Origin of the sequence: Shewanella sp. 4_MG-2023 (assembly GCF_030548015.1) — a bacterium.
GTDB lineage: Bacteria > Pseudomonadota > Gammaproteobacteria > Enterobacterales > Shewanellaceae > Shewanella.
In genome coordinates this window covers 29,807-56,127 of sequence record NZ_JAUORL010000008.1, presented here as the reverse complement: position 1 = coordinate 56,127, position 26,321 = coordinate 29,807, and the positions used below count along the sequence as shown (strand labels likewise).

The 26,321-nt window shown below is 40.8% G+C and carries 23 protein-coding genes; 20 read left to right on the top strand and 3 right to left on the bottom strand.

Going from position 1 to position 26,321, the window contains the following annotated elements:
* The first annotated feature begins 5 nt into the window (after positions 1–5).
* From fdx to Q4546_RS06315, 4 genes are all read left to right on the top strand, one after another.
* The gene (gene fdx / locus Q4546_RS06330; RefSeq protein WP_076542310.1) at positions 6–341 is read left to right on the top strand and encodes an ISC system 2Fe-2S type ferredoxin; all 336 of its coding nucleotides are present in this window, start codon (positions 6–8) and stop codon (positions 339–341) included.
* A 445-nt stretch (positions 342–786) separates the two neighbouring features.
* Complete coding sequence (gene ndk, locus Q4546_RS06325; RefSeq protein WP_102440383.1) at positions 787–1,218, top strand: nucleoside-diphosphate kinase; 432 nt, start codon at positions 787–789, stop codon at positions 1,216–1,218.
* A gap of 785 nt (positions 1,219–2,003) precedes the next feature.
* Complete coding sequence (locus Q4546_RS06320) at positions 2,004–4,634, top strand: TonB-dependent receptor (protein ID WP_303445927.1); 2,631 nt, start codon at positions 2,004–2,006, stop codon at positions 4,632–4,634.
* Between the two features lie 426 nt (positions 4,635–5,060).
* The gene (locus Q4546_RS06315) at positions 5,061–7,775 is read left to right on the top strand and encodes a TonB-dependent receptor (protein WP_303445926.1); all 2,715 of its coding nucleotides are present in this window, start codon (positions 5,061–5,063) and stop codon (positions 7,773–7,775) included.
* 164 nt (positions 7,776–7,939) lie between these two features.
* Here Q4546_RS06315 and Q4546_RS06310 read toward each other — a convergent pair whose 3' ends face one another.
* Positions 7,940–8,302, bottom strand: a complete 363-nt coding sequence (locus tag Q4546_RS06310; protein WP_076542304.1) for a TraR/DksA C4-type zinc finger protein — start codon at positions 8,300–8,302, stop codon at positions 7,940–7,942.
* 333 nt (positions 8,303–8,635) lie between these two features.
* On the bottom strand, positions 8,636–9,592 hold the full coding sequence (locus Q4546_RS06305) for a tRNA-dihydrouridine synthase (RefSeq protein WP_102476091.1): 957 nt from the start codon (positions 9,590–9,592) through the stop codon (positions 8,636–8,638).
* 314 nt (positions 9,593–9,906) lie between these two features.
* Here Q4546_RS06305 and Q4546_RS06300 point away from each other — a divergent pair, with 314 nt between their 5' ends.
* The 16 genes from Q4546_RS06300 (at position 9,907) to nadE (ending at position 25,691) form a co-directional block, all read left to right on the top strand.
* Positions 9,907–10,368, top strand: coding sequence for a hypothetical protein (locus Q4546_RS06300; RefSeq protein ID WP_303445925.1), 462 nt, complete (start codon positions 9,907–9,909; stop codon positions 10,366–10,368).
* A 155-nt stretch (positions 10,369–10,523) separates the two neighbouring features.
* Entirely contained in the window at positions 10,524–11,357 is an 834-nt protein-coding gene (locus Q4546_RS06295) for a DUF692 domain-containing protein (RefSeq protein WP_102436342.1), read from the top strand.
* Positions 11,357–12,106 (top strand): DUF2063 domain-containing protein, encoded by a 750-nt coding sequence (locus tag Q4546_RS06290; RefSeq protein ID WP_102436340.1) that lies wholly within the window; start codon positions 11,357–11,359, stop codon positions 12,104–12,106. Before Q4546_RS06295 ends, Q4546_RS06290 begins: the two co-directional genes overlap by 1 nt.
* 349 nt (positions 12,107–12,455) lie before the next feature.
* Positions 12,456–12,821 (top strand): YbaN family protein, encoded by a 366-nt coding sequence (locus Q4546_RS06285; RefSeq protein WP_102436336.1) that lies wholly within the window; start codon positions 12,456–12,458, stop codon positions 12,819–12,821.
* 158 nt (positions 12,822–12,979) lie between these two features.
* Positions 12,980–13,531 (top strand): adenine phosphoribosyltransferase, encoded by a 552-nt coding sequence (gene apt, locus Q4546_RS06280; RefSeq protein ID WP_198589273.1) that lies wholly within the window; start codon positions 12,980–12,982, stop codon positions 13,529–13,531.
* Between the two features lie 219 nt (positions 13,532–13,750).
* Positions 13,751–16,465 (top strand): DNA polymerase III subunit gamma/tau, encoded by a 2,715-nt coding sequence (gene dnaX, locus Q4546_RS06275; protein ID WP_102532185.1) that lies wholly within the window; start codon positions 13,751–13,753, stop codon positions 16,463–16,465.
* 130 nt (positions 16,466–16,595) lie between these two features.
* The gene (locus Q4546_RS06270) at positions 16,596–16,925 is read left to right on the top strand and encodes a YbaB/EbfC family nucleoid-associated protein (RefSeq protein ID WP_076542292.1); all 330 of its coding nucleotides are present in this window, start codon (positions 16,596–16,598) and stop codon (positions 16,923–16,925) included.
* Between the two features lie 121 nt (positions 16,926–17,046).
* Positions 17,047–17,442: a GFA family protein gene (locus Q4546_RS06265; RefSeq protein ID WP_303445924.1), complete on the top strand. Its 396-nt coding sequence runs from the start codon at positions 17,047–17,049 to the stop codon at positions 17,440–17,442.
* Between the two features lie 114 nt (positions 17,443–17,556).
* Entirely contained in the window at positions 17,557–18,054 is a 498-nt protein-coding gene (locus tag Q4546_RS06260; RefSeq protein WP_102476095.1) for a hypothetical protein, read from the top strand.
* Positions 18,047–18,277 (top strand): helix-turn-helix transcriptional regulator, encoded by a 231-nt coding sequence (locus tag Q4546_RS06255; RefSeq protein ID WP_102436328.1) that lies wholly within the window; start codon positions 18,047–18,049, stop codon positions 18,275–18,277. Before Q4546_RS06260 ends, Q4546_RS06255 begins: the two co-directional genes overlap by 8 nt.
* Before the next feature lie 219 nt (positions 18,278–18,496).
* Positions 18,497–19,096 carry a recombination mediator RecR gene (recR, locus tag Q4546_RS06250; protein WP_076542258.1) on the top strand — a complete coding sequence of 200 codons (600 nt, stop codon included), beginning with the start codon at positions 18,497–18,499 and terminating at the stop codon, positions 19,094–19,096.
* Between the two features lie 399 nt (positions 19,097–19,495).
* A complete protein-coding gene (htpG, locus tag Q4546_RS06245; protein ID WP_102435782.1) occupies positions 19,496–21,409 on the top strand; it encodes a molecular chaperone HtpG in 1,914 nt (637 codons plus the stop codon).
* A 74-nt stretch (positions 21,410–21,483) separates the two neighbouring features.
* Positions 21,484–22,356: a tetratricopeptide repeat protein gene (locus Q4546_RS06240; RefSeq protein ID WP_102435780.1), complete on the top strand. Its 873-nt coding sequence runs from the start codon at positions 21,484–21,486 to the stop codon at positions 22,354–22,356.
* Between the two features lie 120 nt (positions 22,357–22,476).
* The gene (adk, locus tag Q4546_RS06235; protein ID WP_076542252.1) at positions 22,477–23,121 is read left to right on the top strand and encodes an adenylate kinase; all 645 of its coding nucleotides are present in this window, start codon (positions 22,477–22,479) and stop codon (positions 23,119–23,121) included.
* A 249-nt stretch (positions 23,122–23,370) separates the two neighbouring features.
* A complete protein-coding gene (locus tag Q4546_RS06230) occupies positions 23,371–24,675 on the top strand; it encodes an inosine/guanosine kinase (protein ID WP_102435778.1) in 1,305 nt (434 codons plus the stop codon).
* A gap of 191 nt (positions 24,676–24,866) precedes the next feature.
* Positions 24,867–25,691: an ammonia-dependent NAD(+) synthetase gene (gene nadE / locus Q4546_RS06225; RefSeq protein WP_303445923.1), complete on the top strand. Its 825-nt coding sequence runs from the start codon at positions 24,867–24,869 to the stop codon at positions 25,689–25,691.
* Positions 25,692–25,708: 17 nt separating this feature from the next.
* Here nadE and Q4546_RS06220 read toward each other — a convergent pair whose 3' ends face one another.
* Positions 25,709–26,308: a hypothetical protein gene (locus Q4546_RS06220; protein WP_241903441.1), complete on the bottom strand. Its 600-nt coding sequence runs from the start codon at positions 26,306–26,308 to the stop codon at positions 25,709–25,711.
* Positions 26,309–26,321 lie beyond the last annotated feature (13 nt).

The following is a 26,321-nucleotide window of genomic DNA, read 5'->3' as shown; positions in this document are numbered from 1 at the left end:
AACAAATGCCGCAGTTAGTATTTTTACCCCATGAAGAGCTGTGTCCTGATGGAGCAGTTCTTGAAGCAGAAATAGGCGAAACGATTTTAGACGTTGCTTTAAAAAATGGCATTCATATTGAACATGCTTGTGAAAAGTCATGTGCCTGTACCACTTGTCATTGTATCGTCCGTGAAGGCTTTGATGAGCTAGAAGAAAGCGATGAATTGGAAGATGACATGCTAGATAAAGCTTGGGGTTTAGAGCCTGAAAGTCGTCTAGCTTGTCAGGCTAAAGTGGTTGATACCGATATGGTTATCGAAATACCTAAATATACTATTAATATGGTCAGTGAAGGCTAGTTTACTTCACTAGTACTGACTGCTTTTTAGCTAATAACAGTTTATAGCGTTATTTCAAAGCAGCGGTTCTATGTCTCGACATAGCCGCTGCTTTTTTGCAGCCTGCTTAGGCTAACACGATTATGCGCTATTAATCATTAACGACAATTTTGCTTTATTCTTCGCCTATAAGCTGTCCATATTGAGCCAAGATGATTTTATACATCAGTAGGCTACGCTCGTTGCAAGATCCTTGAGCCCCTTTGAGGCTATGCTGCAGAAATATTAAACGGCTTATTATTAAGAGGTTACTCACGAGCATGCGTTTTATCACAATTTTACTATTACCTTGGTCACATGGTTAAATTTTGATAATGTGATGCCGATAACACTATGCATTACAGGCTAAATTACGTATAATCCGCGCGAATTTTAAAATATATTTGTTATTTAAAGGAAGCTCACAATGGCGATCGAACGCACTTTTTCAATTATTAAACCAGATGCAGTTGCTAAAAACCACATCGGTGCTATCTACAACCGTTTTGAAACTGCTGGTCTTAAGATCATCGCTTCTAAAATGGTGCACCTTACTAAAGAGCAAGCAGAAGGTTTCTACGCTGAGCATAGCGAGCGTCCTTTTTTCGGTGCTTTAGTTGCATTCATGACTTCTGGTCCTATCATGGTTCAAACGCTTGAAGGTGAAAACGCTGTTCTAGCTCACCGTGAAATCTTAGGTGCGACTAACCCAGCTGAAGCTGCTGAAGGCACTATCCGTGCTGATTTCGCAGAAAGCATCGATGAGAACGCTGCTCACGGTTCTGATTCTGTAGCATCTGCTGAACGTGAAGTTGCTTACTTCTTCAGTGCAGAAGAGTTGTGTGCACGCACACGCTAAATTCTACATTGATTTTAAAAAGGAGCCTTATGGCTCCTTTTTTTATTCCTAAAAAATATGTTTAACAAAAGGTTTTGATGAAAAATAGACTAGCTTACTTACTTCCCTACATAAGCTAGCTTTAGTTATGCCTCTCTTGTCATTTAAATTGCTCGGTTACATCTAATACTCTCAGTGTTCATTTTTACACGAAAAAAACTCTACCAGCTCTCATCTTTACCGCCGAGACTCAACGCAATTGATTTCCGAGAACATATACTAAAGAGATAAAACAATATTTAGAATTCATTTAGATCATACAATTAACATTGCTTGAAATTTATTATGTATTTACTGTCATTATTTATACGTTTATTAAATATTATTTGAACTTTACAAAGTTATTTTTTGATATCTAGGTTGTTAAATTGTTAATAAGGTTAAATTCTTTGTGTTATATTGTTTATTAATTATTTAAACTTTTATCTATATTTAACTCGGTAGGTTGATTTTTGATCTGATTTAATGTTGCGTGCAACAAAAGTGCAAACTTTATATTTATATTTAGTAACAACTGTTCATCGTGTATTTTTAAGTAGTTGTTTTTATGTGATTAACTTAACTTGTAACACGATCTCATTTTATGTTGTATCTTACGCAACCCTATTGGTTATTTATTTGTGAAATTTGTTGACTAAGGTCGACTTATTTAACAATAATGACTTTAGTTGACTAAATTAGTTAACCTAAAAATTATAAATATAACGTTGTGGGTTTATTTGAAACATGACGAAGGGAGTTTAATAATGAGTTCATTATCTTTGACAGCTAAGGCAATCCGCCGTGGCTTTTTGACAATAGCAGCAACAACCGTCGCAACAGGTTCAGTTTTTTCAGGCAGTGTTATTGCTGAAGAAGCGCAAGCTGAGAAAGTAGAAAGAATTGCAGTTACTGGTTCACGTATTAAACGTACCGATATGGAAACTGCTAGCCCAGTTAGCGTTATTGACGCTTCAGCGATTATCGCTTCTGGCGCAACATCAATCGATGATGTATTACAGAAGATGACATCTTCTGGTGGTGCGATGACCAATGCAGCTGTAAATAACGGCTCAGGTGGTAACGCCCGTGTAAACCTTCGTGGTTTAGGTTCTAACCGTACCTTAGTTCTTGTTAACGGCCGTCGTATGATTGCATCAGGTACTGGCGCAGCGTCTTCAGTTGATTTAAACACAATCCCAGTTTCTATGATCCAACGTGTTGAAGTACTAAAAGACGGCGCATCAGCAGTTTATGGTACTGATGCTATCGCTGGTGTAGTTAACGTAATCTTAAAACGTGATTTTGATGGTTTTGAGCTAAATGTTCAAACGGGTATTTCAGGTCAAGGTGATGCAGATGAATCAAGCATTGACTTCACTATGGGTAATACCTTCGATAAAGGTAACGTTGTAATCAACGCTCAGTACACCAAGCGTGGCGATGCAAGCCAAGCAGATCGTGACTTCTCTGAATGTCCAATTGCTGAAGGCGCTGACGGCCTATATTGTGCCGGTTCTTCATACTCAGAAGGCGGCCATATTTGGGGAGCAAATGGTGCTGATTTAAGTGGTCGTGGTGGTGAGTACCATGAGTTCACTGATGCTGACCGTTATAACTATTCAGCTTCAAGTTTCCTATCTACTCCGATGGAGCGTTTGAATTTAAGTATGGCTGGTACTTATGATCTATCTGATTCAATCATGTTCTTCTCTGAAGCAATGTACTCTAAGCGTTGGTCTGACCAACAAATGGCGCCACAACCAATCTGGAACAGCGAATCTTGGGAATACCAGCCAATTTCTGCAGGCGGTTGGATGACTGATGATCTTCTTCCATGGGTAGAAGATGGCGAACTTGTAGATTATGGTCGTCGTATGGTTGAGAGTGGTTCTCGTGACTTTTCTCAAGTGGTTGACACGATCCGTTTAGTTGTTGGTGTTGAAGGCGAGTTCGACAATGGTTGGACATGGGATGCTTCTTACAATAAAGGTAAGAATGATTCAGTAGACACATTAGCAAACCTACACAATATCGGCTCTATCAATGATGCTGTGCAAGCTGAAGAATTTGATCCTTTCCTTCAGTCATCTTGGATGGGCGATAGTATTGCTCCATTCGTATATACAGAAGTGAATGCTGGTGGTAGCGAGTTAGATATTGCTTCGCTTTCTCTTTCTGGTGATATCGTTGATTTACCTGCAGGTACTATGGGTTTTGCTGCGGGTTATGAATTCCGTAAAGAATCTGCATACTACACTCCTGATTCATTAACGGCTCAAGGTCTTGCAAATGACCCACGTGTTGAAGCAACTTCAGGTTCATTTGATGTTAATGAAGCCTACGTTGAGCTTGCAATTCCGCTAATCAGCGATATTCCATTACTTCAACAAGTTGATCTGAGCGCTGCTATTCGTTACTTCGATTACAGCACATTCGGTGATGATACGACTTGGAAACTTGGTTTAACTTGGCGTGTATTTGATGACTTAATGCTTCGTGGTGGTCAATCAACTGCATTCCGTGCACCAACAGTATCTGAATTATTTGGTGGTAAGTCTCCGTCATTCGATCAAATTGTTCACCCTGCAACAGATCAAACTCAAGCGGAAGTAACAGTTGGTGGTAACCCACTGTTAACACCTGAAGAAGCGGATATTACTACTCTTGGTTTAGTTTATTCTCCAAGCTTTGTTGATGGTTTATCGTTAACTGTTGATTACTATGATATTGGCATTACAAATACAATTACTTCAGTAGATTCAAACTACATTGCTAACCAGTGTTTAGATGCTAATGGTAATAAGATCAATGAAGGTACTGCTTTATGTCAGGCATCTAACATTGAAATTGATAACACTGGCCGTATAAGTTTTGATAATGGTTTACAAAACATTGGTGAAACAAATACATCTGGTTTCGATATTAACTTAGCTTACACATTCGAAGGTTTAGGTCTAGATTGGAAAGCGGGTCTTGATACTTCTATCTTAGATACATATGAAGAATTTGACCAAGATGGTAATGCTGTTGATTATAAAGGCTTCATTACTGGTGGTGTTGGTGCTTATGCTGAATTTAAAACCAACTTCAACTTAACTGCAGCTGGTGATGATTGGTCAGCTACTTATGAAGCGCGTTACATTGATGGTATGGACTCATTTGCGTGTAAAGATGATCCAAGTGATTGTTACGCGCCTTCAGTTGACTCAATCGTTTACCACGATATCTCAGCTAACTATGACATTACCGAAACAGTTAGATTGTCTGGTGGTGTGAATAACGTATTAGATGAAGAGCCTCCATACTACACAGGTAACAACGATTCGAATACCGATCCGTACACTTATGATGTATTAGGTCGTTACTTCTTCGTTAGAGCAAGCGTTAAGTTTTAAGCTAACGTTTATAAGATAATTTGTTTGTCTTAATGAAAACCCCAACCATTCATTTGGTTGGGGTTTTGTTTTATCTATAGAACAATCCCGTATCGTTTACTGATCTTTCTTTGCAGTGTTACCAGTGGTTAATTTTTTAAACTCTTCTTTATCAATTGAAAGGAAGTGTATCAAGCGGTTGCTTGGAGGCTTTCTTTTTGGTCGCTGGTCTCAAGTTGCTGTTTAATGGTGTTATTTTATGTTCTGGTCGTTTGTTTGAGCGAGCATCTGTATCAATTTGTGCTCTGGCAGTTAAAAAGCTGTGACTAATGTTGAAGATTAAGCGTTGATTTAACAGTATCGAATCGAGGCTTTAACTTCAGCACAACTAAATAAAACAATAATAAGTCAATGCGTTAATGATATTTAACGTCCAGGGAGATTTACATGAGTACAATGACATTAACAGCAAGAGCGATCCGTCGCGGTTTGCTTGCAGCAGCTGCCACATCAGTTGCGTTTTCGGGGGTCGCTTTTGCAGAAGAAGTGGCTGAAAAAGTAGAGCGTATAGAAGTAACAGGTTCACGTATCAAGCAAGTTGATATGGAAACTTCTTCACCAGTTACCGTATTAAGTGCTGCTGATATTGCATTAACAGGTGAGAAAACAGTTGCTGATGTATTAAACAACTCTTCTATAAATGCATTTGGCTCATGGCGTGGTACGTCAGGGTACGGTTCAGGAGCTAGTGCAACGAGTTCTGTCAACATGCGCGGGCTGGGCGCTCAAGCAACGCTAGTACTACTTGATGGTCGTCGTATGCCTGGTACTAGTTCAAGTTCAGGTGCCACTGCTGATACCTCACAGATCCCATTAGCTATTGTAGAACGTATCGAAATCTTACGTGACGGCGCTTCTGCTGTTTATGGCTCAGATGCTGTTGCTGGCGTTATTAACATTATTACTAAAAAGGAATTTGATGGATTCCAATTAGATTTCAGTACCGAGCAACCTTCAGTTGAAGGTGGTGATGCTAACCGTTTCTCAATTGCCACAGGCTTTAATACTGATAAAGGCAATATCACTTTTACTTATGAGTACTATGATACTAAATCAGTCATGGACCGTGATATTTGGAACATGGATGATCCATCTTATGGTGATTACAGTTCATTCAGTTCTGTGCCAAATGGTTATTATAACACTGGTGTTCAAGACACTAATGAAGATGGTACTCCAGCCTTTGATGATGATGGTGAACCAATCTATGTTTACGATTTTTATTCAAACTCTGACATGTGTGACCAAACTGAGAATGTCTCAAATGGTATCGGTGAAGACAATAGTGGCCGTTGTTACTACAGTTATGGTGAAGTAACCAAATTATTTGGTGATATGGAACGTAATTCGTTCATGACCAATTTTAATTATCAAATCACTGATGACATTCAATTCCGTGGTCGTGGTTCAGCATCGCTAAGTGAAACAAATACTCGATATGCTGGTACGCCAGTCTCTACTAATTACCCTGTCTTAGCTGCGGATAACCAATACAATCCGACTGGTAAAGACATGACGCTGTACATGCGTTCGGTACAAATCGGTGAACGTGATACGTTAACAGAAACCAACAACTTTGATATTTTAGGTGGATTTGTAGGTTTTGCTGATGTGGGTAATGGTATTGATTGGGAATTAAATGCCCAATACTCTGGTTCTACAACTAACTCGTTTAATTACAATTTGATAAATGACAGCATTATTCAAAGAGAGTTAGATACAGGTAATTACGATATTTTCAATACTACCGGTATGAGCTATGAAGATTGGGATCAGCAAATGACAGCGCTTTACAGTGCTGCGAATCATACTGGTGTTTATCAAGGTCAATTTGATAGTACTCAAATTGACGGTTTAGCTTCAACATTATTAGTGGAAAACGATACCATTTCTTTAGCAATGTTAGTTGGTGCTGAATATGAAATGATTAACTTCAAGCAAATGTCAGATCCTGAATCTGCTTCAGGTATTATTTCAGGCGGTTCAGGTGGTGATGATGTTGATGCTGAGCGTGATCGCACCGCAGCATATACTGAAATTCAATTAGGCCTACCAGCGAATATTGATGTATCTATGGCTGTTCGTTATGAAAGATACGAGCAATCAGGTACGTTAACTGGCGCGAGTGGTGAAATCGTTAATTCTTCAACATTTGATGCAGTAGTACCTAAGTTAGGCGTCAGTTGGAGACCGGTTGATTCATTACTTGTTCGTGCAAGTTATGGTGACTCCTTCCGTGCGCCAAATATGGGTGAGATGTTCTCTTCACAATCACTTAGCTTTGAAACCGCGTATGACTCAGTTTGGTGTGAGGCTAATAATGACTCTGACGCTAACTATTGTGCAACAGCTAATCAGCATAAAACTTGGTTTGGTGGTAACCCAAATCTAGAAGCTGAAGAAGGTAACTCGCTAACTTTAGGTGCAGTTTGGAATGCGACTGATGCTTGGAGCATTGAGCTTTCTTACTATGACATTACCTACGACAACAAAATCGAAGCGGTTAGTGCAACAGATGTTATCCGTGATGAAAAAATTAACGGTAGTTCAGAGTTAGTTCACCGTGGAAGTGATGGAAAAATTGAGTACCTAGAAAGTGGTTATATCAATATGTCATCAGTTAAAACCTCAGGTTTTGACTTTGCAACCACTTACAATGTTGAAACAGGTTTTGGTGACTTCAACTTTAAAGTTGATTTAACTCATATCCTAGAGTTTGAAGAGCAAGCGAATGCAGAGTCTGAAGCAATTGACCTAGCTGGTATTCAAGATTATCCAGAATGGCGTGGTAACTTTGCCGCAGCTTGGTATTACAACGACTTTAATGCTGCTTGGACTACGGTTTATATCGGCAGTCAGTCTGGTGATTACTGGCGTGATCTTGGCTACAGCTATATCACAGATACTCCTGATTACTTTAAGCATAATTTCCAAGTCGGTTACACACATGACTGGGATGGCACTGTAACAGTAGGTGTTAACAACCTGTTTGATGAAAAAGCGCCAACTTGGTATGACTTTGCGGGCTATCGTGATGTGAACACAGGTCTATATGATGTATTAGGTCGTACTTATTATGTTCGCTTAAGCCAAAAGTTCTAAAATAGTTTCTCCTCCCTGAAACCCAAAAACCTCCGCTTGCGGAGGTTTTTTTTATTTGCGAATAACAACTTTGTGGCTGGATTAGACTATAAATCTGGGTCGGACCATAAATGACGATGAATTGCTATCAAGAATAGAAAGCACTTTAAACCATTAATCAAGCTTTAATGACTTAGCTTAAGCTCATGACGATGTTGTTGGTTGTACTTTTCAGCGCAGTGAGCACAGCGCTGCTCTGTGGGATCGGCGGCCAAGCGCTCCGCTTCAATGTCAGACTCACAGTCAGAACATAAACCATAGAGGCCAAGTTCAAGCTGGCAAAGAGCGGCATCAAGACGGGTTAGTTGTCCAAATAGAGGGGTGTCAGTTAATCGCTGCTCACTCATGAGTTCAATCAACTCGGTCAAACTCATATTAAATTGAACTTGAGCAGAAGGCTGAGTTTGTTGGTTTAATTGATGTACAAGTTCATATTTTAACTGTGCTTCTCGTTGCAATAATATTTGTTGTACGTCTTGAGTGTTCACAAGATCACCTAATTAGTTTGTTCATTTCACTGGTTATCCAGTCTACCGTTAATCAATATGCTTACTATGATGGAGATCAATTGAGAGTTAATTTGGGATTTCAGTATTAGGCTTTATTTATATAGTGTGAACTAAGTAGGTAACTAAACGCGCAAAATCTTATATTTTGTGCTGTAAATTAAGCAAGATAGCGAAGGGGATAGCTCAATGATGGTCTGTATCGGGGCAAATTGCTGACTCAAAAAGAATAATGCAGTTTGTTTAACCGAAAACCCATCACAGAAATGAGTTCTCAGTTAATGAAAGCTGTTAATGCTAAAAAGACTGCTTAAGTTAGCCGTTAGTCGCTAACTGTTGTTCATGGGCTTTTTCTAAAATGGCAATGATACCTTCAGCCGTTTTAAGCACTCTGAGCTCTCTGAATAACACATCAGCTTCAGGGTACTGTTTATTCAAATAAGTAAACCATTGCTTTACTCGGGCAGGGTAATAATCAATTTTCTTGTTAACCAACTGCTTTTGGGTGTAGTTCAGTAACAAATTTAGCGTTTGTGACCAAGTGTAAGGCGCTTCAACGCCTTTTATGGTGGCAGCAAGGTTTGGCAGAGACATTGCCCCGCGCCCCAGCATTATGCTGTCACAGCCTGTAACTGCCATACAGCGCTTAGCATCATCACTATTCCAAATCTCACCGTTAGCAATAATAGGGATAGGTAAACGCTCACGCACCTCGGTTATGTATTCCCAATAAGCAGGCGGCTTGTAACCGTCAGTCTTACTGCGAGCATGAATAGCAAGCTCGGTAGCACCCGCTTCATACACAGCGATAGCGTTTTCCATAAATAATGATTTATCTTCGTAACCGAGACGGATTTTAGCAGTAACAGGTTGATCTGCTGGTACTGCATCACGCATTGCTTTGACTATATCGTGAATTTTATCCGGGTATTGCAGTAATACTGCGCCGCCATTGCTGCGGTTAACCATTTTAGCGGGGCAACCAAAGTTAGCATCAACACCGCATGAGCCTAGCTCAACCGCGCGCTGGGCGTTTTCTGCCATCACTTGCGGATGTTGCCCTAATAATTGAATTCTTACCGGGGTGCCTGATGCGGTCAAACCGCCATTACGCAGCTCAGGGCATAATTTATGATAAACCTTCTCAGGAAGTAACTGATTAATCACCCGCACAAATTCGGTTACCACCAAATCATAAGGGTTGATTTCAGATAAAATTTCTCGCATCAAATCATCAATGACGCCTTCCATCGGAGCTAAGACTACGTGCACAGTACTACCTGGTTAACTATAAAAGGAGCGCTATTCTAGCGAGTTTAATTTTTTATACAAATTCATTTCAAGTATTTGAATTCACTGTTATCTGCTGCAACTGAATATTTAATCTTTTATATCAAGTTGATAGATGAATATTTTGTCCTATCCTTAATCATTAGAGAACTTCTCTAGCAATATTTTTAATAAAAAATGATGATTTAGATCAATTAATGTGAAATAAAAGTAACAGGTTGTAGGTCTATTCATCTGTAAGCCAGCACTGTTTGTTGTTGGTCATCATTATTAAGTTTGAATTTAAGGAAATTATTATGAACTCAGTAAAGCAAACAACAGTCGCATTGGCATTAGGTGCAGTCGTATTAACCGCTGGCGTATCTACGTCTGTAGAGGCTAATCCATTTGGTTTTGAGCAAATGAATTCAGGTTATCAGTTAGATGGCGGCGATAAAAAAGCTAAAGAAGGCAAGTGTGGTGAAGGTAAATGCGGCGGCGATATGAAAAAAGCCAAAGAAGGCAAATGCGGTGAAGGTAAATGCGGCGGCGATATGAAAAAAGCCAAAGAAGGCAAATGTGGCGAAGGCAAGTGTGGCGGTGACATGAAAAAAGCCAAAGAAGGCAAATGCGGTGAAGGTAAATGCGGCGGCGATATGAAAAAAGCCAAAGAAGGAAAATGTGGCGAAGGTAAGTGCGGCGGCGAGATGAAAAAAGCGGCTGAAGGTAAAGCCAAAGAAGGCAAATGTGGTGAAGGTAAGTGTGGTGGTGCTAAATAATCAATCTGATGATTAGCAGGCTGATTTAGCAGCAGAAATCGATTTATAGCTTTCATGCCGATTAAATCTACGCCAATATAAGGCCTGTTATACAGGCCTTTTTAGTTGGTAACTTTCATTAATTTAACTGATTAATTGTGTGTTTGAGGTGATAAATGGCAAAACAAGCAACAGTGGGACTGGGTTTGCGCCGAGAAATGCTTGATGAGTTTTGTCAGCATGTGCCTGATGAAATAAACTTTTTCGAAGTGGCGCCTGAAAACTGGATGACCCTAGGCGGTAAGTTTGGTAAGCAGTTTAGGCAACTTACAGAGCAACATGAATTTTTTTGCCATGGTTTATCTTTATCTATCGGCAGCCCACATGCGTTAGATACTGAGTTCGTTAAGCAAGTAAAACGCTTTTTAGATAGCCATCAAATCAATATCTACTCTGAGCACTTAAGTTATTGCTCTGGTAGCGGCCACATGTATGACTTAATGCCGATCCCCTTTACCGAAGAAGCGGTAACTTATGTTGCAAAGCGTATTAACCAAGTTGAAGATATTTTAGAGCGGCCGTTTATTTTAGAAAATGTGTCTTTCTACGCTGCGCCCGGCGCGAAAATGACTGAGCAGCAATTTGTTAATGCTGTGCTGGATGAGGCAGATTGTAAACTGCTGCTTGATGTTAATAATATTTATGTAAACTCAATAAACCATCAATATGATGCCGCTGAATTTCTCAGCTCAATGCCGACCAAGCGGATTGAATATATGCATATCGCGGGTCATTATGAAGAATCATCCCAGTTAATGGTCGATACCCACGGCGCTGATGTGATTGATCCTGTTTGGCAATTATTGCAACAGAGTTATCAGCAACATGGGGTGTTTCCGACATTATTAGAGCGTGACTTTAATATCCCCAAAACCGCTGAATTACTGCAAGAGATCAATCAAATTCATCGCTATCAACAAGCCGCAAAAGCGATCAAAAGGAGTGCTTAATGGATTTTATTAACACTCAACAAGCCTTTATGGATTATATTCGCGATCCCAGCAAGCCACTGCCACAAGGCATGACATTTGAGCGAATGAATGTTTACCGTGAGCTATTTTTCAATAACATCAATGGCTTTGTGTCAGGCGCGTTTCCGGTACTGAAAAGTCTTTATACTGATGATGCATGGACCAAACTCATTCAACAGTTTTTTGTAAGTTTTGACTGTAAAACCCCCATATTTATTGAAATATCCCAAGAGTTTATCTGTTTTTTGCAAACTCAATATCAGCCTGCGGATTACGACCCTGCCTTTATGTTGGAGCTAGCACATTACGAATGGCTAGAGTTATATATTGCCACTGTTTTCGATGATGTTAATGAGCAGCCAATTGCCAAAGACTTGATTACCGAGCTACCGCTAAAGCTGTCAGTGACCGCCACTGTGGCGCAATATCAATATGATGTGCAGCACATCAGTGTCGATTACCAACCCACAGAGCCCAGTGAGCAGGGGCAAAGCTTTTGTGTTTATCGCGATGAACATGATGAAGTTAACTTTTTAAAGTTAAACCCATTAACAGCCCAAGTGTTAGCCTATATTGCTCAAGCCGAGCAATGTTACTTTAATGATGTATTGACATGGCTTAGCGAGACCTACCCACAGATGACGCCGGAAACCTTATCTAATGGCTGCTTGCAAATGTTGCAACAATTGGCCGACAAAAGGGTTATCTGTTCGTTAACACAGGCTTAAACAGTGGATAAAACTCCTACTTAATTTGTGGTTTATATTAAAAGTCTTTTTACATACAATAGCGCGAATTTTGTGATCCAGTTCACGCTGCTGTAAGGCGGCCAACATTACTGTTAGGAAGTAAAAACTATGAGTCAGCCGTTTAAAGACCCATTTAACATTATGTATTTTATTGGTTTTATTCTTGTTTTATTGTTACCAACGCTACCAGCGTCTCTATCTGCCTTGCGACTTGCAGGCTTAATTTAACTGCCAATCTCAGTTATTATACCGCTCAGTTAAGTCATAGAGTCGGTTATCCAAAAACCATTCTATTGAATGGTTTTTTTTGATTTGGGCTTGGAGTCATATGGCGTTAAAACGAGGCTTGTTCCTCATTACTGGTTTAACGAGCTTAACGCTTGGCACCATTGGTATTGTGGTGCCCTTATTACCAACAGTGCCTTTTATCTTGCTGGCTGCTTATTGTTTTGCCCGCTCAAGTACGCGGATGCATCACTGGTTGATGACTCATCCTTGGTTTGCTCAAGGGTTAAATGATTGGCAAGATAAACGAGCAATCAACAAACGGCTGAAGAAAAAAGCCATGATAATGACCACCTTAAGCTTTGTTGTGAGCATTTTAATTGTGCCATTAGTTTGGGTGAAAGTGATGCTCGCTTGCATGTTATGTTGCCTACTGGTTTATCTGTGGCAGATCCCAGAGTTAGATTAAAAGTTACCTTTAATTTGCTCGTTAGTTGCAACTATCTTAAAACATGCTTAGTATCACTGCCATTGAGTGATATGCCAGAAACTATATTTTCAATTTCAAGCTAATGATATTGAAAATGATGGCTATTAAAACATTCCTTTTACAATAGATTATCTAATATGACTATGAACTCAGAACGTTTAGCGCTTATCAAAAACAGTATTAAAGCTATTCCTGATTACCCAATCCCAGGCATTATGTTTCGCGATGTCACCAGCCTTTTAGAAGACTCTGAAGCTTATAAAGCCACTATCGCTTTATTTGTAGAGCATTATAAAGATCAAGGTTTCACTAAAGTTGTCGGTACTGAAGCGCGTGGATTTTTATTCGGTGCGCCATTAGCATTAGAGCTTGGTATTGGTTTTGTACCCGTACGTAAGCCGGGAAAATTGCCGAGAAAGACGATTGCGCAAACATACGATCTTGAATACGGTAAAGACACCTTAGAAATTCACGTAGATGCGATCACCCCTGAAGATAAAGTATTGGTCGTTGATGACTTACTTGCTACAGGCGGCACCATTGAAGCAACGGTAAAATTAATCCGTGAATTAGGCGGCGAAGTTAAGCACGCTGCATTTGTTATTTCTCTGCCAGATATCGGCGGCGAAAAACGTCTTGAAGGTTTAGGGGTTGAGTTATTGACCTTATGTGAGTTTGAAGGCGAATAGCCAAGCACGTATAATATGTTAGCGGCTTTGTTGAGCTTAACTCAATAAAGCCTGATTTTTGCTCTGCATCGATTGAATCTTCAGCAAATTATCCAGCCTTTTAGAGTAGCAATAGCCTGTGATTGATGAGCATGCTATTGTTATTTTTATTTTCGGGTACAATTAATTACCATTGGTATTATTTAGATCATCCCGTTTCATTAAAGCTTGGGGAATTCCATGTCTTATCAGGTGTTAGCCCGTAAATGGCGCCCTGCCAAATTTGAAGAAATGGTAGGGCAGTCACATGTTCTACTGGCACTTACAAATGCACTCACACAGCAACGATTACATCATGCGTATTTATTTACTGGCACTCGAGGTGTGGGTAAAACCAGTTTAGCGCGCCTATTTGCTAAGGGGCTTAACTGTGAGCAAGGGGTCACTTCGACACCTTGTGGCGTGTGTTCAAGTTGTGTTGAAATTGCCCAAGGCAGGTTTGTTGATCTTATTGAAGTGGATGCGGCCTCAAGAACTAAGGTCGATGATACCCGTGAGCTACTTGATAACGTGCAATATAAGCCTTCAAGAGGCCGTTACAAAGTCTACTTAATCGATGAAGTACATATGCTGTCTCGAAGTAGTTTTAATGCCTTACTGAAAACCCTTGAAGAGCCGCCTGAGCATGTGAAATTTCTACTGGCCACCACAGATCCGCAAAAATTGCCGGTGACTGTGTTGTCTCGCTGTTTACAATTTAATTTAAAAAGTCTGTCTCAAGATGAAATTACTAAGCAGCTAGATTTTATCTTAACTCAAGAGCAATTAACCTTTGAGCCCCAAGCATTAACACTATTGGCAAAAGCGGCTAACGGCAGTATGCGTGATGCCCTGAGCTTAACCGATCAAGCGATTGCCTTTGGTAGCGGCCAAGTGATGCACCAACAGGTGCAAACCATGCTTGGCAGTATTGATGCCCAGCAAGTCTTAGTGCTGCTAAAAGCCTTATGTGATGCCGATATTGCTAACTTAATGCAAACTATTCAGCAAGTGCTGAGTTTTGGCGCAGATGCCGATGAGGTGCTGCGCAGTTTATTGGAATTACTCCACCAAATTACCTTAACGCAGTTTGCGCCAGCCGCGGCGCAGCAGTCGTTATACAGCGAACAAATTTTAGCCTTTGCTCAGCAATTAACCCTTGAGCAAGTGCAGCTTTACTATCAGTTATTGTTAACGGGTCGCAAAGAATTAGGCTTTGCTCCTGATCCTAAATCAGGTCTTGAAATGGCGTTACTTAGAGCCGTGGCATTTGTACCTGAAAAGCCCGTTAAACGTTGGCACACCGATGAGCCAGTAACGATTTCATTGACGCCAGACCCCGTGACCCCAGAAACGGTTAAATCGGCGCCGGTTAGCTCGAAGGCTGACACTGCTACAAATAATGCAGGCGCTTCAGTTGCAGACAATGAAGCAATAACGGCTACTAAGCCAGCCCAAGTAAGCAATACTGCAGTTGATAGCAGTTCTGTGTCTGCGGCAATAACGCTGCCACAAACTGCAAGTATCGCAGCTGAGGACGATAATCTAAATGCTGCTCCCGAGATAGCCGCAGAGCAAGCTATTATCCTTAGTCAAGCTGACAGTTTAGGTTTCAATCAGCAAGCAGCGACTGAAACGCAAGCAGTTGACTCAGGCGTTATTGCAGCGCCAGCAGTTAAAGCCGCTGCAGTAGAAACACCTAGAGTAGAAACGCCAGCAATTGAAACTCAGCCTGTCACATCAACAACATCGTCAAATGAGATGCCCATTGATGCCTACGAGCAGTTTGCTCAGGCAAGTGACGAATCTTATGCTGAATTTGATAACGACGATCACAATCAATATCAGCAGGCAGAAGCAAGTACTCCGCAAGCTAATGTTCAGCAAACTAGTGCCGCGCAAGCTAAGCTTGAGCAAACAACCGTTGATACTACAGAAGCTGACTTAAGCGACATGGATGCTTTACTTGATGCTGTGCTCGCTACCAATGATTCATTAAAGGCGGAATTAAATTCGCTAGCCGAAGAAGGTGAACAAGCAAAAAAGCAACAGGCGGTAGCCAATCCAAGTATTAAAATTCCTGCACCCAAAGCGAAAATGCAGTCGATTGAAAATACCGCCACAGTTGATGCTACTATTGATGTAACCACGCAAGTAAACACAAGTGCAGCAAATGATGCAGCAGATAGACCGCCATGGGAAAAGCCCACTGAATTACCTGCAGCTTCAGTTTTAACTGCAATAGCAACAACAGAGCCTGAGGTGAGCCATAGTGCAGCAACTAACATGGCAGTTGACAATGCACAAACTACTATCGCCGCCGTTGAAGTGCCAACAAGCGCTGTTAATGAGGAGCCGGGAAGTCGTCAGCATGCACACACTGCCATAGCGTCAGCTGAGAATAATGCCCCAGTGGCTGAGACAGCAGTCGCTCACGTATCGACTGAAGTGGCATTAAACGGTCACCATGAAATCTCAGGTGATAGCCTAGATTTGCACTGGTACAAAATTATGTCGCAGTTAAGCATAGGCGGCAGGGTAAGACAGCTCGCCGTTAACTCGGTATGCCAACGACTGGACAATCCGATCCCGTTATTACTTAAACCGGATCAAAAACATTTATCCGCCGAAGTGGCGATTGAGCAATTACAAATTGCCTTATCGGAGCTTTTGGGCGAAGACACAAAGGTGCAAATTCAGGTTGGGCTTGATCCACAACATGAAACCCCACTTGAATTGCGTAAAAGATTTCATCGAGAGTTATTAGCTAATGCAAATTACGCTTTAATTAACGATGACAAAGTACAATGGATGTTTACTCGTTTAGCGGCTCAGCTAAATCCAGATACTTTAGTGTATCCGGTTGAAAAGCTACAGGCGATAGGGCAACAAATTCCAGCATTGACTGTTCAATAAAACAGCTAAAGCGTTATAGGCGTCAAAACTTTGATAGCAATAGCCGCGGATTTATTGCCAATTTATTTTTTTTCAGTAAGATTAGCCCCACTTTGGCTGCTTGCTAATAACCTAATTAAGAGAAAAGACTATGTTTGGAAAAGGCGGTATGGGCAACTTAATGAAACAAGCCCAAATGATGCAAGACAAAATGGCTAAAATGCAGGAAGAAATCGCACGCACTGAAATGACCGGTGAAGCGGGTGCAGGTTTAGTTAAAGTGACCATGACGGGTTCACACAACATTCGTAAAGTTGACATCGACCCTAGTTTGATGGAAGACGACAAAGAAATGTTGGAAGATCTTATTGCTGCAGCATTCAATGACGCAGCACGTCGCATCGAAGAAAACCAAAAGACTAAGATGGCTGAAGTCACTGGCGGTATGCAATTACCTCCAGGAATGAAAATGCCATTCTAAATCTTAAAGGTTTTAAGATTCAAAAGCCCAAGTTTATCTTGGGCTTTTTTGATCGCGTTTCGTTCAGATTAAATTTTCTGCTAAATTGTACCGCCATGTCAGAGTCTTATAAGGATATATTATGCTAACCAAGGTCGGTGAAACCGTTATTAAGTCGAAACATCGAGCCAGTTGTCATTGCGGCGCGGTTGTATTATCACTTTCATTACCCAATGGCATTGAAAAGCCAAGACGCTGTGATTGCTCAATTTGTCGCAGAAAAGGCGCCATTGTGGGCTCGGTAGAATTAGCTGGCATTCAAATCGTAAAAGGCGCGGATGCTCTCAAGTTATATCAATTTAATACCCACACTGCTAAGCACTACTTTTGTCGCCATTGCGGTATTTATACCCACCATCAACGTCGCTCTAATCCTACAGAATATGGCTATAACATTGGCTGCTTAGAAGGTGTTAATCCTTTTGATATTGATGATGTTGTGCTTAACGATGGTATAAATCACCCCGCAGACAGCTAAGCGATAAAAGCATTAATTTGTTAACCCAAGGTTAAAAATATTTGACATGGTTGATTGTTAGCCTAAACTAAAAGCGTGTCAAAAATAGTTAACACCAAGTGAGGTTTAATTAACATGAGTAATGCAAATAAATTACTGCAATGGCTGCAAGAAACGAGCTTTCGAGAAGTCACTTTATCCGTTGATTTACTGGTAACGGGCTATATTTTCTATTTTTATGGTAGCAGCTTATTTCATGCTAGCCCTGAAGAATTAGCTTCAATACAGTGGATTTCAGGTATCTTTTTAGAAATTATAATTTATTCAGTAGTGCTAATGGTGGTGAGCTACATTGCTCTGGCATTAATCACAGACGATGAACTGTCACAACCTATGGATGTACGCGAAAAACAAATTAATCTCATTGGCTATAAGTATTCAGCGATTATTTTGAATGTAGGCGTGATACTGGCCATAGTGCAATACAGTGTTGAAGCCAATGACCTTGGTCTATCACAATTGGGCTTTGCTCATGCGCCGCTGCATATTTTAGTGGTGTCTTTTTTGTGTGCTGAGCTGGCATTTTATGTGGTGCAGCTATACAAGGGGCGTACAGGTGATATTTATGAGTAAACCGGCGATTTCTAACGCTATCCGCACCTTGCGTTTTTTAAATGGTGAAATGACACAAAAGCAGCTTGCTGAATTAATAGGTGTCACTAGGCAAACCGTGATGGCCATTGAGTCTAATAAGTATTCACCCACTCTTGAAGTGGCTTTTAAAATTGCTGAAGTGTTTGAACTGCCGCTAGATCAGGTATTCAGTTATCACCCCGAAAGTGATACTAAGTCCTAGCACTAATAGTTAGCAAGCTAGCTAGCCTTGGCAACAGTTAATACTGACAAAGAAACGCTAACCGAACTGACGAGTTCTGTGTTGTGAGTAGCATTAGCAATAACATCATTCTTTTGTCGCAATCATAATTACAGTACCATACGCACATTGATGCTGATTGAATGGTTTATTAACTTAAATCAGCACGCTTAATTAATAAAATAAGGCAATGAAGTATTTATGAAATTTAGTCCACTGGTTGATGAGCTTATCGAATCTTTGCGCTGCTTACCGGGTGTCGGACCAAAATCAGCCCAACGCATGGCGTTTCAATTATTAGAGCGTAACCGCAAACAGGGCCATAAATTAGCCAGTGCGTTAGAACGTTCAATGAGTGAAGTGGGGCATTGCCAAGCCTGCCGTACCTTTACAGAAGAGCAGCTATGTCCGATCTGTAGTAGCCCTAAACGGGGTAATTCAGAAGTAATTTGTGTGGTTGAAACCCCAGCTGATGTGTTAGCCATTGAAGCGGGTGGCCATTTTAGCGGCCGCTATTTTGTGTTACTTGGGCATTTATCACCCCTTGATGGTGTGGGCCCTGAAGAGCTTGGCTTAGCGTTATTAGAGCAACACCTTGCATCAGATGATGTCACAGAGTTGATTTTAGCAACCAACCCCACAGTAGAAGGTGATGCCACGGCGCATTTTATTGCTGATATGGCCCGTAGACATAATGTAGTGATCAGCCGAATCGCCCACGGAGTCCCTGTTGGTGGTGAGCTTGAGTATGTTGATAGCACCACGTTAGCGTTGTCATTCAATGGTCGTATTCCGCTGTAGTTGCTAACTGTAGTTATAAATGATAGTTGCGAACTGTAGTTATAAATGATAGTTACGAACTGCAGTTATAAATGATAGTTGCGAACTGTAGTTATAAATGATAGTTACGAACTGTAGTTATAAATGATAGTTACGAACTATAGTTGTGAATTTGTGTCTTATTTTAAAGCCCAGCTTATGAGTGAGTAAGCTGGGCTTTTTGTTTCCAATATTAGCCGTTATTAGCTCAAATCGATTGCTAATCGCCAGTTATTTCGCCAGTTCATGGTTTTTTTTCAGCAATAAAATAATTTCCCCTTGAATTCTATTTATCGCGCCCCATTTCCTAGGTAACAAAGATTTTTATACCGTGTTGGATACAACATGGTTGATGTATTAACGTAAACAAGGGAAATTTTCATGTCTCAACAAGAAACGCATGGCTTTCAAACCGAAGTAAAACAGCTTCTACATCTGATGATCCATTCTTTATATTCAAATAAAGAAATTTTCTTACGTGAACTAGTCTCAAATGCTGCGGATGCGGCAGATAAGCTACGTTACTTAGCATTAACTGATAACGCATTATATGAAAGCGATACTGAACTGCGTGTTCGTATTAGTACCGATCAAGAAAAAGGCACTGTTACTATTGAAGATAACGGTATCGGTATGACACGTGATGGTGTGATTGAACATTTAGGTACGATTGCAAAATCAGGTACTGCAGACTTCTTTAAAAACTTATCAGGTGAAGAGTCAAAAGATTCGCAGCTTATCGGTCAATTTGGTGTAGGTTTTTATTCTGCCTTTATCGTTGCTGATAAAGTCACTGTACGTACCCGTGCAGCAGGTGCAGCAGTTGATCAAGCGGTTCTGTGGGAGTCAGCAGGTGAAGGTGACTTTACCGTTGATACCATCACTAAAAATAGCCGCGGTACTGAAATTACCCTTCATTTACGTGATGAAGAAAAAGAATTCGCTGATGATACTCGTTTGCGCTCAATCATTACTAAGTACTCTGATCATATCTCAGTACCAGTAGAAATGTTTGAAGCTGGCCTACCAGAAACAGATGGCGAAGATGGCGAGAAAATCCCTGCTACTGAAGGCGAGTGGAAGCCAATGAACAAAGCCACTGCGCTTTGGACTCGTAGCAAATCAGATATATCAGATGAAGAATATCAAGAGTTCTACAAGCATATTTCTCACGACTATGCTGATGCAGCAACGTGGTCTCACAACCGTGTTGAAGGTAAGCAAGAATATACCAGCTTATTGTATATCCCAACCAAAGCCCCTTGGGATATGTTTAACCGCGACGTTAAGCATGGTCTAAAACTATTCGTTCAACGTGTATTTGTACTAGATGATGCTGAACAGTTTATGCCAACTTATTTACGTTTTGTTAAAGGCTTAATCGATTCAAATGATTTGCCACTCAACGTATCGCGTGAAATCTTACAAGATAACAGCGTAACTAAAGCATTGCGCACTGGTGTGACTAAGCGCGTTCTTGGCATGCTAGAAAAAATGGCTAAAAACGATGCTGAAAAGTATCAAGCTTTCTGGGCTGAATTTGGTCAAGTATTAAAAGAAGGCCCAGCTGAAGATTTCGCTAACCGTGAGCGTATTTCTGGTTTACTGCGTTTTGCTTCAACCCATAACAATTCACCAGTGACAGATGTGTCATTAGATGATTACATCAGTCGCATGAAAGAAGGCCAAGATAAGATTTACTATATCGTGGCTGATAGCTATGAAGCGGCAGCTAACAGCCCGCATTTAGAGCTACTGCGCAAGAAAGACATTGAAGTTCTATTAATGTCAGAGCGCATCGATGAATGGCTAATTAACCACTTAACTGAATTTAAAGACAAGAAGCTTCATTCAGTTACTCGCGGTGATTTAGAGCTAGGTGAACTTGAAGATGCTGCTGAAAAAGAAGCTCAAGAAAAGTTAGCTGGCGAAGCTGAATCATTAGTATCACGTATTAAAACAGCGCTAGAAGGTAAAGTATCAGATGTTAAAGTGACTTCTCGCTTAACGGATACCCCTGCATGTGTGGTTGCCGGTGAAGGTGAAATGTCATCGCAAATGATTAAGCTTATGCAATCAGCAGGTCAGCCTGTACCTGAGTCTAAGCCGACATTTGAAATTAACCCACAGCATCCGCTGGTTGAGCGTCTAAATGACGAGCAAGATGAGCTAGCATTTGCTAACTGGGCAGATTTGTTATTACAACAAGCTCAGCTTTCAGAAAAGGGCAGCTTAGCGGATCCATCGGCATTCATTAAGTTAACCAACCAAATGCTAGTGGCGAGCTTAAAATAGTCATTAGTATTGCAATAAAGCGGGCTTAGGCCCGCTTTTTGTTAGCTATCACGAAATAGTTAAAAGGAATCAATATGGAACATATTATTAATTTAACTAAAGAAAATATTCAGCAAATTGTTGATGCTTCGATGGATAACTTTGTGGTGATGTCTTTTTGGGCACAACAGCAACCGCAAAGTGTACAAATGCTACAAGTGATGGAACAGATTGCCAATGAGCAAGCTGGGCGCTTTATCCTTGCGAAAGTGAATTGTGAAGCTGAGTTAGAAATTGCTAATTACTTCCAAATTCAGAGCTTACCTACCCACCTAGTGCTGAGTAAAGGTCAGCCGGTTGATGGTTTCGCTGGGGTGCAAAGTGCAGCGCAAGTGAATGAATTACTTGATAAGCATCTTCCTGCGTTATGGGTAACAGATTTTAATGCTGCAAAAGCGATTTTGGTTGAAGCAGGCATTGAAAAGCCAAGCGACGAAAAACTTGAACAAGCCTTAGCATTACTGAAAAGTGCCTTTGCTGAATCTCAGCAACAAGCAGAAGTGGCCTTAGTGCTTATCGATGTTTATTTACAATTGGGCATACTGGCTGAAGCTAAGACCTTATTAGATACGATAGGGCTTGCAGATCAAGACAGTTACTATCAGAACTTAAAAGCCAAGTTAGCCCTAGCAGAAGACGCTGCAGATACCCCTGAAATTCGTCAGTTACAACAATCATTACAACAGCAGCCTGGTAATATTGAACTGACTATCGATTTGGCCAAAGCATTGAATCAAGCTAATCGTGGCGAAGAGGCACTTGAGTGTTTATTTGCCATTTTAGAGAAAGATTTATCCGCTGCGGATGGAAAAGTTAAACAAGTGTTTATGGAAATATTGACAGCACTAGGGCAAGGCAACGCCATAGCCAGTCAGTATCGCCGCCGTTTATACAGTTTACTGTATTAAACACGGAAAATTTTCGTATTAGATATTGGTCTAAATCTTGAGGTTTTACCTTCTAAAGACCGTCTAAATGTGCGAAAATCGCCGCCTAAAAATATGAAAGCAATATAGAGGACTTTTGAGATGCGCATTATACTATTGGGTGCCCCTGGTGCCGGTAAAGGTACACAAGCTCAGTTCATTATGGAGCAGTACGGTATCCCACAAATCTCAACTGGTGATATGCTGCGTGCAGCAATTAAAGCTGGCACTCCGTTAGGATTAGAAGCTAAATCAGTGATGGATGCGGGCCAGTTAGTATCAGATGACCTAATTATTGGTTTAGTTAAAGAACGTATTGCCCAAGATGATTGTGCAAAGGGTTTCTTACTTGATGGTTTCCCTCGTACTATTCCTCAAGCAGACGCTATGGTTGCTAATGGAATTGAAATCGATCACGTGATAGAAATTGATGTGCCTGACGAAGAAATCGTTAAGCGTATGAGTGGTCGTCGTGTTCACTCAGGCTCTGGCCGTGTTTATCACATTATCTTCAACCAACCTAAAGTTGAAGGTAAAGATGACGTCACTGGTGAAGACTTATCTATCCGTCCAGATGATGAAGAATCAACTGTACGTAAGCGTCTTGGTATTTATCATGAGCAAACTAAGCCGCTAGTAGAATACTATGGTAAAGTCGCAGCTGCTGGTAACACTCAATACACTAAGTATGATGGTACTCAAACTGTTGCCGCTGTTAGCGCGCAAGTAAAGCAGTTGTTAGGTTAATACCTACAAAGTAGTATTTTTATACTGTTGAATTATAAAAAAAACCTGCATTGCAGGTTTTTTTATGTCATAAATAAAATCATCGTCACAAAAACTGAGAATGATTGACATCTATCTTGGTGTTGATTGTATTTGTGTTAAAATTAGCGTTTGGTAATAAGAACGTTTCTATTAAAGCGTTACTGTTTTCAAAAGCTGTGAATAACCCATAATCCTTATTGCATGGATGCCTACTCAAGAGAGTTTAAGATGAAGTTCCCTGGTCAACGCAAATCTAAGCACTATTTCCCAGTAAACAACCGAGACCCATTATTGGCTCAGTTAACCCAGCAAGAGCAGTCTGTATCTACCTATATTTGCGGTATTGACCAAACTCTTGTGGATATTGAAGCAAAAGTCGAAGATGAGCTACTGGGCCGTTACGGGCTTCCAAAAGGCAACTCAACTCTTATTGATGATCAGCAAGCTCACGAACTTTATAATGAACTAAAAAACAATGAGATGATCAGCGATGAATTTGCTGGTGGCACCATTGGTAATACCGTTCATAACTACTCAATTTTAGCTGATGACCGTTCGGTATTATTTGGCGTTATGAGCCAGAATATCATGGTCGGTAGTTATGCCTATCGCTACCTTTGTAATACCTCCTCTAAAGTGGACTTAAACTACCTGCAGCCAGTAGATGGCCCTATCGGTCGTTGTTTTACTTTGATCTCTGCTGAAGGTGAACGTACCTTTGCGATTAGCAAAGGTGCAATGGATAAGCTAACCCCAGAATATATTAATAAAGACGTGGTTCAAGGTAGTTCAGCGCTAGTTTTAACTGCGTATTTAATGCGTGCCAGCGAAGGTGATTTAATCACTGAAGCGGCAATGAAAGCGATTGAATATGCTAAAGAAGCCGATGTGCCAGTGGTATTGACCTTAGGTACCCGCTTCTTAATTCAAGAAGACCCTAAATGGTGGCAAGATTTCATTTGCGATAATGTAACAATTTTGGCGATGAATGAAGACGAAGGCGAGGCCTTAACGGGGTTCAGCGATCCGCTATTAGCCAGCGAAGCGGCCTTAGAGTGGTGTGATATGGTGTTGTGTACTGCAGGACCGTTAGGTTTATATACAGCAGGCTATACTGAAGACTCTGAAAAAAGAGCCACAGCCCATTTATTATTACCGGGCGCAATTCCTGAATTTAACCGTTACGAATTCTCGCGTCCTAAACGTAAATCAGACTGTACTACACCGATTAAAGTGTATGCTCATATCTCGCCTTATATGGGTGGACCAGATTATATCCGCAATACAAACGGTGCCGGAGATGGAGCGTTATCAGCATTACTGCATGACTTAGCAGCTAATACTTTCCATAAAACCAATGTACCGGGTTCAAGTAAGCATCAGCGTGATGGCCTGTGTTATTCATCTTTCTCGCAAGTGTGTAAATATGCTAACCGCGTCGCTTATGAAGTATTAGCCCAGCATAGCCCAAGATTATCTCGTGGTTTACCTGAGCGTGAAGATAGTTTAGAAGAGTCATACTGGGAAAGATAACCAGACAGGTTTTCCGTTTATATAATCAGTGACTAAATCAAGGGCAATCACCAAGTGGTGATTGCCCTTTTTGTTTGCATCAAGATAAACAAGTACTTGGTAGACGCTGAAAAATTCAGTAGGATGTTGAATATGCAGAAACATACCTCATTTTAAGTAATTCTGGTTTTAAAAATACATTGGAGAGCATTGTGAAGGGACAAATCTTAAGAGAAATGAAAGTACTTAAGGCGATTGAACCTGCTTATGAAGTCGAGCGCCGCGTAGCATTTCTTAAAACCAAATTGGTCGAGGCTCACAGCCATTGTTTGGTATTAGGGATTAGTGGTGGCGTTGACTCATCTGTAACCGGCAGATTATGCCAGTTAGCGGTAGACAGCTTAAATGCTGACAATCCACAGCAGGCTTACCAATTCATTGCGGTGCGTTTACCATATCAAGTACAAAAAGATGAAGATGAAGCTCAGCTTGCATGTCAATTTATTCAACCCTCAAAGCAGGTAACAGTGAATATTGCTGATGGGGTTATTGGTGTGCATAACGCAACGGTTTCAGGACTTGAGGATGCCGGTATTCAAGTCGCTAATAATGTTGATTTCATTAAAGGTAACGTCAAAGCCCGTATGCGAATGATTGCTCAATATCATATTGCAGGCCTAACTGGCGGCTTAGTCATTGGCACCGATCATAGTGCAGAAAATATTACCGGTTTTTATACTAAATTTGGTGACGGCGCCTGTGACTTAGCACCCTTGTTTGGTCTTAATAAGCGTCAAGTTCGCCAATTAGCCAGTTACCTTGGAGCGCCAGATATATTAGTGACCAAAGCGCCAACGGCAGATTTAGAAGACGATAAACCGCAATTAGAAGATGAGGTGGCATTAGGGCTAAGCTATGATCAAATCGATGATTTCTTAGAAGGCAAAGAGGTTGATAGCTTTGTTGAAGATAAACTTATTGCGATTTACCAGCGCACCCAACATAAGCGTCAACCTATCCCGACGATTTATGACTAATTTAACTTCCCACTAGCTTAGAGCAAGGATTGTTTAAGTGAGCTTAAATAGCGCCTTAGCTGCTCAATTAACACATTGGGAAACTGGCGGTAATCTAAATATGGCGTGATGAGTATCTGCTCATGCGCCATTATTTTTTGGCTTTCATCTATGGCGGTTAACGCAGATATAAACGATTGATCGCTTATATTAGCGAATGCAGCTTGGCCACAAATGATATGAATATGGCTATTCACACTAAGCTTAGTAGCATTAATGATAATGTTACATTGACTAAAATCTACCCGCTTTAAATCATCAGTAGCTTGCGGATTAAATAATTGGTTGCGGCAATCTCGCCATGTATCTGGCGCTTTATCAGTAACAGCAATCTTGGCCATGATAGTAAATATTTTTCGCCAATGATTGCCATTATCGTTAATGATTTGCTCGATAGCATTTGTATTTTGCCAATGCCATGCTTTGGAGACTTTAGGTGGCGTTGGCAAATAGAATGTGATTTCAGCTTTTTCAGAGCCTAATAAAATAGCTTTTGAGCTAAGCTCGGCGTTTGGCTTAGTCGCGTTATTTGTGATAACAGCAGGCTTTGTATGAATGCTTGGCTGAGTTGATTTCATTGTGGGTTTGCTA